Below are 13043 nucleotides of genomic sequence, written 5' to 3' on the forward strand. Positions count from 1 at the left end.
ATCGTTTAATAATTAAGTTTATGAATTCAAACTATTTCTAATTATTCCATAAAAAGGTGAATGCATCAAGTTATCTTTTTAACAATCCTCCAAGGTTGAGCACTAGTAAAAGAAACGCAATATGTAATATAATTGAAAAAGTATATTTAAAAATCGATGTTAATATTACCCTCCTATAAGTATTAACATACGTAATTGAGGTGTTTTCTTTGTTGTTTTATGACCGGATTTCTATAATGGCCCCTCCTGTTCCGTAGCTAAGGAAAGTCTTTTTATTTCTGAGATTTTCAAAGTTATAGGAGGGTATGAAAAATGAAAATAGTCTCAGTACCATCACTTTTGTTAATGATTGTTCTTGTCGCATTTCCGCAAATTAGTGAAACGATTTACACACCGTCTTTACCGGACATTTCAAAGGCGTTACATGTAAGTAATAATGAGGTGCAGTTAACGCTTAGTGTGTATTTTGCTGGATTTGCTTTAGGTGTATTTTTTATTGGATGGCTATCAGATATAATTGGCCGTCGCCGGGCAATGTTATTTGGAATTGTCGTATATGGCGCTGGGAGTTTCTTGTGCTTTATTGCAAATTCCATTGAAGTTTTATTGGTAAGTCGTTTTATTCAAGCGTTTGGAGCAAGTGCAGGATCAGTTGTGACGCAAACGATTCTTCGTGAAAGTGTAGAAGGGCATAAGAGGCATGTTATGTTTGCTCAAATTTCAGCAGTCATTGCTTTTACACCAGCGATAGGACCGTTAATTGGTGGCTTTCTTGATCAAATGTTTGGATTTAAAATAGTATTTTTAAGTTTAGTAGTTATGAGTATCGGTATTTTTCTGTATACGTTTGTTTCTCTTCCTGAAACAAAAACGGGCTCAGTAACGAATAAAATAAATGTATTTTCAGTCTTGAAGAGGTTAATTACAAATCCGAAAGTGGTAACATATGGGCTGTTAATTGGAGGAGCAAATGGTGTTTTATTTAGCTATTATGCAGAAGCGCCGTTTATCTTTATTGAATACTTTCAGTTATCGCCTAGTATGTATGGCTTTCTAGGAATTGTTGTAGCGTCTGCTTCTATTGTTGGAGCGAAAATTTCAAAACGTTTACTTGCTACTTATAAACCAGAGAAAATTATATATATCGGTTGTCTCGTAATGACAGGAGGAGCTATCCTTTTATCTGTTATTACGTTTGTGGGATCAAATCCGTATGTAATATATATGGTTGTATTTTTAATAGCGATGTTTATATTGCTATTAGGAATTGGAGTAGCGTTACCTAATTGTTTAAGTTTAGCGTTAGTAGATTTTCAAGATGTCATTGGTACAGCTGGAGCGTTGTTTAGCTTAGGATACTATGTAATTGTAACGATGACAATTTGGGGAATGAGTCAATTGCATACGGGCTCGTTACTGGTGATGCCACTTTATTTTCTGGTTATAGTAGTTATAATGGCAGTGTTTACTAGGGTATTTATCTTTGGTAAGCAAACTTCGAAATCGATTTAAATATGAAATCGTAAAAGAGTCTCATTTTTTAATGAGACTCTTTTATATTTTATCCCGTTGTTTTGAGGCAGAAAGGTTTCTGCCTCAAAATTTGGCTGGAGTAAAGAAGTTAGTAGTTTATTAATATATTAAATTCCTTATTGGTATATGAATCGAATGTGTGGGAAATTACGTTATCAACTATAAAGGTTGAAGTATTTGAGATATGAAACCGAGGAAGATAGCATCTCCTCGTTTATTTATATTGTAATAATATACATGTCGGAATCATATTGAATAGATGTATTTTATTGTTAATTTAGTTAAAAATTAATCAGACTTATGTATAATAATTTATTGAAAAAATAATTGAATTTTTCAGATTAATGAATTAATATAAGGTAAGTAATTTTAAGATTTATAGAATATTGGAAGATGAAAGGTTCTGAGAATTTTATTAGGAGCACAAAACGATTTTAGGATAGCTTTAAAGCTAGTGTAAAATGACGTTTGCTTCATCATTTTCAGGGTCGAAAGGAATTAGGGGAAAGCATCTTGTGTTAAAATGCGGCTATGAATCATCTAAGAGGGGGAAGTGAAGTGGCAAACAAAGAATTGAAAAGAGGTTTAGAAGCACGTCATATTCAAATGATTGCTTTAGGCGGAACGATTGGTGTTGGTTTGTTTATGGGATCAGCCAGCACAATTAAATGGACAGGTCCGTCAGTAATGCTTGCTTATGCAATTGCAGGTATTTTCATCTTCTTCATCATGCGTGCCATGGGAGAAATGTTGTATATGGAGCCAAGTACAGGCTCATTTGCGACATTCGGTCATAAGTATATTCATCCACTAGCTGGTTATATGACAGCGTGGAGTAACTGGTTCCAGTGGGTTATCGTTGGGATGTCAGAAATTATCGCGGTTGGAGCGTATATGCAATATTGGTTCCCGGATTTACCAGCTTGGATACCAGGTATAATTGCAATGGTTATTCTTGGTGCAGCTAACTTAATTTCTGTGAAGTCATTTGGTGAATTTGAATTTTGGTTTGCGATGATTAAAATCGTTACGATTCTATTAATGATTATTGCAGGATTTGGCCTTATTTTCTTCGGAATTGGTAACGGCGGAGAAGCAATTGGCATATCTAATCTTTGGTCAAATGGCGGTTTCTTTACAGGTGGTTTTTCAGGATTCTTCTTTGCATTATCACTTGTAGTTGGAGCGTATCAAGGTGTGGAATTAATCGGTATTACTGCTGGTGAAGCGAAGGATCCAAAGAAGACACTTACAAGAGCGATTCAAAGTACAATTTGGCGTATTTTAATTTTCTACATCGGTGCTATTTTCGTTATTGTAACTGTGTATCCGTGGGATCAATTAAGTACAATTGGTAGTCCGTTCGTAGCAACTTTTGCGAAAGTTGGTATTACGGCAGCAGCTGGATTAATTAACTTCGTTGTTATTACAGCAGCAATGTCTGGTTGTAATAGTGGTATTTATAGTGCTGGTCGTATGCTTTATACGTTAGGTGTAAATGGACAAGCACCGAAATATTTCACGAAACTTTCTGGAAATGGTGTGCCTTTATTTGGTACAGTTGGCGTAATTATTGGTTTAGCGGTTGGTGTTGTTTTAAGTTACATCGCACCGAAAAACTTATTCGTATATGTATATAGTGCGAGTGTACTTCCTGGTATGGTACCATGGTTCGTCATTTTAATTAGTCAAATTAATTTTAGAAAAGAAAAGGGAGCAGAGATGAAAGATCATCCGTTCAAAATGCCATTTGCTCCTGTTACAAACTATTTAACGATTGCCTTTTTAATTATGGTATTAATCGGAATGTGGTTTAACGATGATACTCGTATTTCATTAGTTGTAGGTATTATTTTCTTAGCTATCGTTACAATTAGTTTCTATGCTTTTGGAATAGGAAAGCGAGCTCCGTTAGACGTTCAAAATAATAAAGAGATTTCAAGTAAATAAAGAAGAGGCTGTTCATCTGGAACAGCCTTTTCTTATTGTTGTTATTTATTGATAAATCGATATAACTTGTCGAATCGTTGATATAATTTGATTTGTGATAGATATATTTGAAAAATCGTTGATATATTGTACGTTATGATAGATATATTCGAAAAATCGTTAATATAATTTTACATACTATCTGTCGCTATCATGATTAAAATTTCTCTAATACGATTTTCCCAATGGTGTGCCCGCTTTCAAGTAGTGTATGTGCTTTCTTTAAGTTTTCAGCGTTAATCGGTGTTAATGTTTCATTTAAAGTAAGAATCCTTTACTTCTATATTATAGATGGTGAAATATTGCTATGTAAAAAAATACCCTTTTTTTATGCAAGCTGTACTGATAGTCTAGAAGGAGTTTATTTCTAAAAAGAAGAATTTTTTACTGTATTACTTTATCCAAAACTAAATGTAAAGGTGGATACATAATGACAGTAAAGAAACTTTATTTCATCCCAGCAGGTCGTTGCATGTTGGATCATTCGTCTGTTAACAGTGCGTTAACACCGGGGAAACTATTAAACTTGCCGGTGTGGTGTTATCTTTTGGAGACGGAAGAAGGTCCTATTTTAGTAGACACAGGTATGCCAGAAAGTGCAGTTAATAATGAAGGGCTTTTTAACGGTACATTTGTTGAAGGACAGATTTTACCGAAAATGACTGAAGAAGATAGAATCGTGACTATATTAAAGCGTGTAGGGTATGAGCCAGACGACCTTTTATATATTATTAGCTCTCACTTACATTTTGATCATGCAGGAGGAAACGGTGCTTTTACAAATACACCGATTATTGTGCAGCGAACCGAATATGAGGCAGCACTTCATAGAGAAGAATATATGAAAGAATGTATATTACCGCATTTGAACTACAAAATTATTGAAGGGGATTATGAAGTGGTACCAGGTGTTCAAGTATTGTATACGCCAGGTCATTCTCCAGGCCATCAGTCGCTATTCATTGAGACGGAGCAATCCGGTTCAGTTTTATTAACGATTGATGCATCGTACACGAAAGAGAATTTTGAAGATGAAGTGCCGTTCGCAGGATTTAATCCAGAATTAGCTTTATCTTCAATTAAACGTTTAAAAGAAGTTGTGGCGAAAGAGAAACCAATTGTTTTCTTTGGTCATGATATAGAGCAGGAAAAGGGTTGTAGAGTGTTCCCGGAGTATATATAGTGCAAAAAGTCATGAGTTCGTGTGCTCATGACTTTTTCATTTAAATAATTTTTTTAAATAAATTATAAACTTTTTTTGAACTATCTTCGTTTAACTGATAGTACGTAAGGTTTACATCATCAGGAGTATCTTGCTGAGCAATCATCACTTCGCTGCTGTGATGATCAACTATCCATATGAAATATTTTTTATAAGTTCCATCCTCGAAAGTAATCCACATATCACAATCTATTAAATCTGATCCTTCTTCATCCAATGTTAATTTGCCTTTTTTTGCGGTATTCATACTGTTAATAAATGTTTTTAATTCATCTGTTTTTGTGAGAAAGATATCCTTTTTTGTTTTAATTGATTCTACATGTATATCTTTTATTTCCTGCTTTCCTAAAAAAACAGGGGGCTCATTTGGATCTCGCGAGCTTGAAATAATAGTAGCTTTCTTTTTCGGTTTGTTTGCAGTATAGAGATCTTGAATAGATTTTCCCGAGTTTACAAACCATACAATTCCACAAATAATTAATACGCTACCTAGCAATAAAATACTTTTTTTAATAGGATTTTCTCCTCTCTATTACTTCGTGTGAAGAGCTTTTCTATTAATATATGATAGGTAAGCGTAAAGTATTATAGTTGAACTTGGTTATGCTTCACAGTTTTTATCGGGCGATCTATGAGTAAATTGTAAGTGAGCCCAATTAATACGAAAATGCCACCGATAACTTTACCGATTGAGAGTTCATTTGTTAGGAAGAAATCAATGATAGTCCCCGCAAATAATTGTCCGATAAAGATGAGTAATGTTAAATAAAAGGCTGATATTTTAGGAGTAATATAGTTGGATAATGAAATAACGATAACGCCTACTAATCCGCCTAAGTACACAGCAATAGGAATAGATTGTAACGTCTGCATTGGAATATACAATGAATCTGAACTGAAAATTAAAAATAACATAGAGAAAAATAATCCAGTAATATAATTAAAAAACGTGCCTTCCCAATTTCCAATTTCCTTTGCTAAATTCGCGTTAATAATTCTAGCAACAACGATAGAAACACCAGCTAAAATAGCGATCGTAATATATAACATTTTCTTGCCCCCATTAATAAATTGTCATGATTATAATTCCAGAAGAGATGAAACATAATCCAATTAGTTTTTTCTTTTCAAACTTTGCAACTTTCATTCCTAATAAGCCGAAATGATCGATAATGATGGAAGCAATAGATTGACCGAGTAAACTTAATGCGATCGTAATAGAAGCACCAAGGACGGAGAAACTTATATTGTTAAAAAGAACAGTGAATACTCCAATCGCTCCAGCGCTATATAAAAAAAGTGGAATACTTTTATCGAAACGAATTTTATTTTTGTTTATGATTAAAATGAAGATAACTGCAATTAAACCGACAAGGTGAATGACCACGCTTGCTGTGTACTTGCCAATTAACTCAGATAAAATCCCATTCAGTGGAAGCATAACGGCGATGAGCACACCAATAAAGACAGAAAGAAAATTATACAATGTAATATCCCCTTTGTATTTCATATTTGTAATGACTGTATCATGCTGAAATTGTGTATTGTTATGACATATGTCATAGTGGAAGAAGAAAATTTTGATTACAATGGGGATGAGTTGTAAAGGTGGGGAACTATGAAGAAAGTATGTAATTCTATTAAATTAGCAGAGTATATGAAGAAAAATAATATTGATTCATTTTTTAGTCATGATATGAAGCCATATATGGAACTTATATTTTTTAAAAAGAATGAGTTTATTTGTAGAGAAAATGAAGAGATAGATTATTTATATTTCTTTGTTGAAGGAAAAGCGAAAGCGTTTAACACATTAAGTAACGGGAAATCCGTATTACTGTGTTTTTATGATAGTTTGCAGTTACTTGGAGATGTGGAGTTAATTCATTCCCAAAGGATTACATCAAATGTACAAGTAATGGCAGATTCATATTGTGTTGGTTTACCATTAGGAAAAGTGAGAAATAAGCTATTTCATGATGCGAAATTTTTAAGATGTATTTGCGGATCATTAGCACATAAGTTAAACCGACTTTCCAAAAACAGTACAATTAATTTATTGTATCCGCTTGAAAATAGACTTGCGAGTTACATGTTAGCAGCCGGAGAACGAGCAGTTCAGCATGAAAATAGAATTGTGTTTAGTGGGAATTTAACGGAAATAGCGGAGTTGTTAGGAACGAGCTATCGGCATTTATTACGTACTTTGAATCTCTTTTGTGATAAAAATATAATCAAGAAAAACAATGGTTGTTTTGAAGTAGTGAATGTAGAAGTTTTGAGGGAATTGGCTGCGGATGTTTATAAATAATATATTAAAGTAGGGATTAAGATGAAAATAGCTATAATTTCAGATATCCACGGAAATAGTCACGCTTTAAAATTGGTATTAAAAGATATTACACGTCGCAAGGTCGAAATGATAATAAATTTAGGAGATAGTGTGTATGGGCCGTTAGATCCTTTAGAGACAATTGAAATATTAATGAGTAGCGAGATGATACATATTAAAGGCAATTGTGATCGCATGCTTTGGGAACCTATACAAGAGCAATCTGCTACACTAACTTTTGTTCAAAATCAATTAACAAATTATCATATAGGTTGGTTAAAACAACATCCTTCACAATTTATTGTAGACGATATGTTATGTTGTCACGGTACGCCAACTTCAGATGAAGTGTATTTGTTAGAAGAGATGAATGAGAATGGTGCAATATTAAAGAATGAAAAAAATATAATGGATCAACTCCAAAATATAGAACAAAAAATAATAGTATGTGGTCATACACATATTCCTAGAGTTGTTTATTTAGCGAACGGAAAGATCATTATAAATCCAGGAAGTGTAGGACTTCCAGCATACAAAGATGAGTTACCTGTTATGCATAAAATGGAATCAGGAACTCCGCATGCAAAATATGTAGTGATAGAAAAGGTTTTGGGAGAATGGACAATTGAACAAATTTCAGTTCCTTATAATTGGGAAGAAGCTGCTGGATTGGCTGTTCAACAAGAAAGATATGACTGGGCACAGGCGCTAAAGACTGGGAAGATAGAATGAAGGGGAGTTTACTTTATGGTAAACTGCTCTTTTTTATTTTGAGTAGATATTGAATTATATAAAAATAAAATGTTATGATTATGGAAACATATGAATATATGAACAAATATTCATATGTAAAAGAAGGAGGGATTAGAATGATAGACCTAATTATTATTGGAGCGGGTCAAGCTGGATTAACAATGGGATATTACTTGAAGCAAGAAGGGTATAATTTTTTATTACTTGAGGCAGGAAAACAAGTTGGTGATTCATGGAGAAATCGATATGATTCTTTGCAGCTTTTTACCCCAAGGTCTTACAGTAGCTTGCCGGGTATGGCGTTAATAGGTGAAAAAAATGAATTTCCATATAAAGATGAAATTGCAACTTATTTAGAAGAATATGCAAGACATTTTCAATTACCGGTACAATTACAAACGGAAGTTCTAAAAATAAAGAAAGAAAAAGAAATATTTGAATTACATACTCCTACAGAAGTTTTACAAACGAAAAAAGTTATTATCGCATCAGGTGGTTTTCAGCAACCATTTATTCCCTCAGTTTCAGCAAATCTATCATCACATATTTTTCAAATACATTCATCACAATATAAATCATCACCGCAAATTCCACAGGGGAAGGTACTTGTAGTAGGTGGCGGGAATTCAGGAATGCAAATAGCAGTAGAACTTGCAAAAACGCATGAAGTTACGGTGTCTATTAGTCATCCTTTAACGTTTTTACCGTTACAACTTTTTGGAAAAAGTATTTTTAATCTGCTAGAAAAAGTGGGTTTATTGTACGCTGAAATAAATACAAAGAGGGGAAGATGGTTTCAGAAGAGAAAGGACCCTATTTTCGGTTTTGAAGGTAAGAAACTTATTCGTAATGGAGCAATCAAACTGCAAGAAAAAGTAGTAAGTGCATCAGGAAATAACATTATGTTTCAGAATGGTGATATTTATAGTGCAGAAAGCGTTATATGGTCAACTGGTTTTGTTCAAAATTATAATTGGATTGAAATTGAACAGGCAGTGACTGAGAAAGGATTTCCTAATCATATAAAGGGAATCAGTCCAGTAAAAGGATTGTATTATATCGGTTTACCATGGCAATCTCAAAGGGGGTCCGCACTTATTTGTGGTGTAGGAAAGGATGCAGCGTATGTACTTTCTGAAATCAAAAAAATAGATCAGTAGCGATAACTACTGATCATCCATATGTACATGAATTAGGAGAGGTCAAACATTTATTAACTTTATTATAATAGATTTTCATGGAATTAAAAACTGAAAATTCAAATTTAATGTTGAGAAAGTTTTTTGTATCGAAATATATGAAAAAATAGGGATTTTTATTGAAATAGAAAAAGATATTTCTATTTTAGTAAATTATGATATAGTCTAAATAAACGTGTTTTTCCATAAATGTAATTATTTTCATTGTAGTTTCGTTTATATGAGGGAAGGAGAAGTAATTATGAAGTTTGATGATCAACGCTTATTAGGAGTCCGATTAGGTTCTGTACTTGTGACAGAGGAAAATCAATATTTAGTAATTAAGAAAAAAGATCATTATGCACTGTTAAATATACATAATTTAGAATGCACACATGTTGAAGTGCAGTTAGAACATTTGGAAGAAATGTTGCGGGAAGATTTCCAAGAAAGTATAACGGAGATTATCGCACCAGAACATATAAAAATTGTTGCGAAAAATGTTATATAGATAAAGAAGCTGGAAGGAACAGCTTCTTTATTTTCATTATAAGGATAACGTTTTTACAACCTCACCAATGAAGTGTTTTCTTTTTTAGTTAGTTTGAAGTGAACTTTTGAAAAAATTTGTCTCGGTACATGTACATAACCCATGAGATTGTTATTAAAGAAATGATGATTTGTTTGTTTTTAATTGGTGCATTGAAAACAAGCCAACCAACTATATCAAATAACAAATGTAGCACGATTGAAAGAACTACAAATTGAAGTAACGTATTTAAAAATCTTTTCATAAAGTGTCCTCTTAAAATAATAGGTTTTATTAACAGTTTGATATAGTGATATTATACATTAAATGTGTAATGTGGTAAAATTTACATAAGTTAGTGGAATAAAGCAAATGAAAGTTAGTAAGGGGGAACATTCATGGAATTCTGGATGGTTATACTGATAGTAGCTGTTGGTTTCATTTATATCGCTGAAAAATTAACTACAATTGAAAAGAAAAATGATGCGCGTTTAAAGAGAATTGAAGATAGATTACAATTAATTACGAAAGAAATGGGAATTATAGAAAGAGAACCTGAAATTAATAAAGAACTACGCCAGCTTGTAGAAGAAGGCAAAAAAATTACAGCAGTTAAGAGAGTAAGAGAAGCTTTTGGTTTTTCCTTACTAGAAGCGAAGCAATATGTTGATAAATTATAAAAAAGATCATCCATTTGGGTGATCTTTTTCACTGCACCATGCGTGTATTTACATAAGCGGCGATTATAAAGTGTCCAATTAGAGTGATAGGAATAACGATTGTGACATTAGGCGTAGTGAAGACACTACCGATTGTCGCAATGACACCAGCAATTAAATTATAAAGACCTACTATTTTTGATAGTTTCACTTTATCAGGCACGCGGCGTTCGTTGAATCCTGATAAGAGCCAAGTGTACTGCTTTACTCCGATGAAATAAGCTAGTGCAAATGAAATGATTGCTACTATAAATAATGTTGGTGAAGCGAAGAGAGTCATTGCAAACACCTCCGTTAATGGACTATAAATAAATTATAGTCCGAATGTTATAATTTAACAAAATATAATTTAGGTTTTAAGTGTAATAGAAAAATGGAGTATTGGTAATGAGGGGAGATTAAGTATGAATATTGTGGAGTTTCAGAGGTATGTATCAAATTTCAGTAAAGAAAAAGGATTTCAAGATACAACAATTGAAGAGCGTACGATATATACGATGGCGGAATTAGGTGAATTAGCGGAAGTCATATTAAAGCGTGATACAATACAAGATGCGAAAAGAGAAATCGGTTTAGAAATGTTTGATGTAATTTGGAATGTATGTGATTTAGCAAATAAATTAAATATTGATTTAGAGAAGGCGTTTAAAGAAAAAATGAAAATTAATAAAAAGCGTGAATGGTAAGTAGAATTTTAATTTGTAAAGATGGGTGATATGAATGAAAAAGAAGCTTTTTATAGGAGGAATCTTTACTTTAATAAGTGTAATAAGTGTTGTCGTTTACTTAGTTTTTCAAGGCATATTCATTCCGAATCAAATAAGTGCTGATAAGTATGAAATAAAAGGTGTAGATGTCGCATCGTATCAAGGGGATATAGATTGGAGAGAGTTGGAAAAGCAAAATATGAAGTTTGCGTTTATAAAGGCGACTGAAGGAAGTTCGTTTGTGGATGAGTACTTTTCGAAAAATTGGAGGAATGCGAATAAGACAGATATGCGCATCGGAGCGTATCATTTTTTTAGTTTCAATAGTAAGGGTGAAACACAAGCAGAGCAATTTATACGAACTGTTCCAAAATATAAACAAGCATTGCCACCCGTGATTGATGTTGAGTTTTACGCTAACAAAAAAGATAATCCGCCTAAGCGTGAAGATGTTACGAAAGAGTTGGCGGTCATGATTGAAATGCTAGAAAAACATTACGATAAGAAAGTAATATTGTATGCAACGCAAGAGGCGTATGATTTATATATAAAGGATGCGAATCCAAAATGTGATATATGGATTCGTAGTGTTCTTACAAAACCGAGTTTATCTGATGAGAGAAAATGGACGTTTTGGCAATACACGAACCGCGGGAGATTAAGCGGTTATAATGGAAAAGAAAAGTATATTGATTTGAATGTATTTTATGGGAATGAGGAAGAGTTTGAGAATTATGGAATGGAAGATTAAGTTTTAAAGCGTACAACATTTTGTACGCTTTTTTATCATTTGTGTAAAAAAATGTAAAAAAAACGATGGAACAAAGATTTGAGATGAATTGTCTAATATAGGTAATAACTATTTAGTTTGAAAGGAAGGATGGAGAAAATGAAAAAGAATACATTATTAAAATTAGGGGTATGTGTTAGTTTACTAGGAATAACTCAATTTGTTAGTACAATTTCTTCTGTGAAAGCAGAACAAAAGCTAGAGCAAATAGTAATCAAAAATGAGACGGGAACCATTTCAATATCTCAGTTAAACAAGAATGTATGGGTTCATACGGAGTTAGGTTATTTTAATGGAGAAGCAGTTCCTTCGAACGGTCTAGTTCTTAATACTTCTAAAGGGCTAGTACTTGTTGATTCTTCTTGGGATAACAAATTAACGAAGGAACTAATAGAAATGGTAGAAAAGAAATTTCAGAAGCGCGTAACGGATGTCATTATTACACATGCGCACGCTGATCGAATTGGCGGAATAACAGCGTTGAAAGAAAGAGGCATTAAAGCGCATAGTACAGCATTAACCGCAGAACTAGCAAAGAACAGTGGATATGAAGAGCCGCTTGGAGATTTACAAACAATTACGAGTTTAAAGTTTGGCAATACAAAAGTAGAAACGTTCTATCCAGGGAAAGGACATACAGAAGATAATATTGTTGTTTGGTTGCCACAATATCAAATTTTAGCTGGAGGCTGTTTAGTAAAATCTGCGGAAGCTAAAGATTTAGGAAATGTTGCGGATGCGTATGTAAATGAATGGTCTACATCGATTGAGAATGTGCTGAAGCGATATGGAAATATAAATTCGGTAGTACCTGGTCATGGAGAAGTAGGAGACAAGGGATTACTTTTACATACATTGGATTTATTAAAATAAGAAATTGTAGAAATACAAAAGAAAGGAGAAATAATTTTCTCCTCTCTTTCTTCTAACTATATTTAAATGCTGAATCTGTCGATTACGTCAGCATATATTACTGAGATTTTAATTCCAAGTATACAAATACTAGTACTGTCATAATTGCAATAACAACGTAAGTAGCATCAAGCATTATAAGTGTTTTTAAAGTTTCAGTCATCGTAATTCACCCCTGTTATAAAAATATAACATGATCTTTTTATTGATTAGATTAGAGATCATAAAGATAAAATGTATATGAAATTTCTTAAGTAGCTTCTATATAAATATATCATATAAATAATGTAAGTAATGTTAAGATAGTGTAAATGTATTGTAAATAAAGAGGTTTACAATGAAGGCTGTAATAAAAAAATGATAGTTCCTTAAAATAAAA

16 protein-coding genes and 1 pseudogene are annotated in these 13043 nt (G+C 32.9%); 11 read left to right on the forward strand and 6 right to left on the reverse strand.

Features of this window, described 5'->3' with window-relative positions; translation table 11 throughout:
* Positions 1-312 precede the first annotated feature (312 nt).
* Both AU379_RS07055 and AU379_RS07060 read left to right on the forward strand, forming a co-directional pair.
* Entirely contained in the window at positions 313-1512 is a 1200-nt protein-coding gene (locus AU379_RS07055; RefSeq protein ID WP_061139053.1) for a multidrug effflux MFS transporter, read from the forward strand.
* Positions 1513-2091: 579 nt separating this feature from the next.
* Positions 2092-3483 (forward strand): amino acid permease, encoded by a 1392-nt coding sequence (locus AU379_RS07060; protein WP_001284404.1) that lies wholly within the window; start codon positions 2092-2094, stop codon positions 3481-3483.
* 196 nt (positions 3484-3679) lie between these two features.
* Here the strand turns inward: AU379_RS07060 and AU379_RS28545 are convergent.
* A pseudogene (locus AU379_RS28545) lies at positions 3680-3787 on the reverse strand (zinc-binding alcohol dehydrogenase family protein); the annotation flags it as partial.
* Between the two features lie 165 nt (positions 3788-3952).
* On the opposite strand from AU379_RS28545, the gene aiiA reads away from it, so the two are divergent.
* The gene (gene aiiA, locus AU379_RS07065) at positions 3953-4705 is read left to right on the forward strand and encodes an N-acyl homoserine lactonase AiiA (RefSeq protein ID WP_000216583.1); all 753 of its coding nucleotides are present in this window, start codon (positions 3953-3955) and stop codon (positions 4703-4705) included.
* A 40-nt stretch (positions 4706-4745) separates the two neighbouring features.
* Here the strand turns inward: aiiA and AU379_RS07070 are convergent, their stop codons facing one another.
* From AU379_RS07070 to AU379_RS07080, 3 genes are all read right to left on the reverse strand, one after another.
* Positions 4746-5240 (reverse strand): hypothetical protein, encoded by a 495-nt coding sequence (locus AU379_RS07070; RefSeq protein WP_000901696.1) that lies wholly within the window; start codon positions 5238-5240, stop codon positions 4746-4748.
* An 89-nt stretch (positions 5241-5329) separates the two neighbouring features.
* Positions 5330-5794 carry a DMT family transporter gene (locus AU379_RS07075; protein WP_000965814.1) on the reverse strand — a complete coding sequence of 155 codons (465 nt, stop codon included), beginning with the start codon at positions 5792-5794 and terminating at the stop codon, positions 5330-5332.
* A gap of 13 nt (positions 5795-5807) precedes the next feature.
* Positions 5808-6254 carry a DMT family transporter gene (locus tag AU379_RS07080; protein ID WP_002005482.1) on the reverse strand — a complete coding sequence of 149 codons (447 nt, stop codon included), beginning with the start codon at positions 6252-6254 and terminating at the stop codon, positions 5808-5810.
* A gap of 108 nt (positions 6255-6362) precedes the next feature.
* Between AU379_RS07080 and yeiL the strand changes: the two genes are divergently transcribed.
* The 4 genes from yeiL (at position 6363) to AU379_RS07100 (ending at position 9518) form a co-directional block, all read left to right on the forward strand.
* A complete protein-coding gene (yeiL, locus tag AU379_RS07085; RefSeq protein ID WP_000754829.1) occupies positions 6363-7055 on the forward strand; it encodes a transcriptional regulator YeiL in 693 nt (230 codons plus the stop codon).
* Positions 7056-7076: 21 nt separating this feature from the next.
* Positions 7077-7808, forward strand: a complete 732-nt coding sequence (locus tag AU379_RS07090) for a metallophosphoesterase family protein (RefSeq protein ID WP_061139054.1) — start codon at positions 7077-7079, stop codon at positions 7806-7808.
* Positions 7809-7945: 137 nt separating this feature from the next.
* Positions 7946-8989 carry an NAD(P)/FAD-dependent oxidoreductase gene (locus AU379_RS07095; protein WP_061139055.1) on the forward strand — a complete coding sequence of 348 codons (1044 nt, stop codon included), beginning with the start codon at positions 7946-7948 and terminating at the stop codon, positions 8987-8989.
* A gap of 280 nt (positions 8990-9269) precedes the next feature.
* Positions 9270-9518 carry a hypothetical protein gene (locus tag AU379_RS07100; RefSeq protein ID WP_000666948.1) on the forward strand — a complete coding sequence of 83 codons (249 nt, stop codon included), beginning with the start codon at positions 9270-9272 and terminating at the stop codon, positions 9516-9518.
* 88 nt (positions 9519-9606) lie between these two features.
* Here AU379_RS07100 and AU379_RS07105 read toward each other — a convergent pair whose 3' ends face one another.
* Positions 9607-9801 (reverse strand): hypothetical protein, encoded by a 195-nt coding sequence (locus AU379_RS07105; protein WP_000819660.1) that lies wholly within the window; start codon positions 9799-9801, stop codon positions 9607-9609.
* 133 nt (positions 9802-9934) lie between these two features.
* Between AU379_RS07105 and AU379_RS07110 the strand changes: the two genes are divergently transcribed.
* Positions 9935-10216 carry a hypothetical protein gene (locus tag AU379_RS07110; RefSeq protein ID WP_000397724.1) on the forward strand — a complete coding sequence of 94 codons (282 nt, stop codon included), beginning with the start codon at positions 9935-9937 and terminating at the stop codon, positions 10214-10216.
* A 28-nt stretch (positions 10217-10244) separates the two neighbouring features.
* On the opposite strand, the gene AU379_RS07115 is transcribed toward AU379_RS07110, so the two are convergent.
* Positions 10245-10535 carry a DUF3784 domain-containing protein gene (locus tag AU379_RS07115; RefSeq protein WP_000171773.1) on the reverse strand — a complete coding sequence of 97 codons (291 nt, stop codon included), beginning with the start codon at positions 10533-10535 and terminating at the stop codon, positions 10245-10247.
* Between the two features lie 124 nt (positions 10536-10659).
* Between AU379_RS07115 and AU379_RS07120 the strand changes: the two genes are divergently transcribed.
* From AU379_RS07120 to bla2, 3 genes are all read left to right on the forward strand, one after another.
* Positions 10660-10941, forward strand: a complete 282-nt coding sequence (locus tag AU379_RS07120) for a MazG nucleotide pyrophosphohydrolase domain-containing protein (RefSeq protein WP_001028132.1) — start codon at positions 10660-10662, stop codon at positions 10939-10941.
* Positions 10942-10975: 34 nt separating this feature from the next.
* Complete coding sequence (locus tag AU379_RS07125) at positions 10976-11713, forward strand: GH25 family lysozyme (RefSeq protein WP_000727666.1); 738 nt, start codon at positions 10976-10978, stop codon at positions 11711-11713.
* Positions 11714-11851: 138 nt separating this feature from the next.
* The gene (gene bla2 / locus AU379_RS07130; protein WP_000742461.1) at positions 11852-12625 is read left to right on the forward strand and encodes a BcII family subclass B1 metallo-beta-lactamase; all 774 of its coding nucleotides are present in this window, start codon (positions 11852-11854) and stop codon (positions 12623-12625) included.
* Positions 12626-13043: the final 418 nt, after the last annotated feature.

Source organism: Bacillus sp. JH7 (assembly GCF_001563515.1).
GTDB classification, from domain to species: Bacteria; Bacillota; Bacilli; order Bacillales; family Bacillaceae_G; genus Bacillus_A; species Bacillus_A cereus.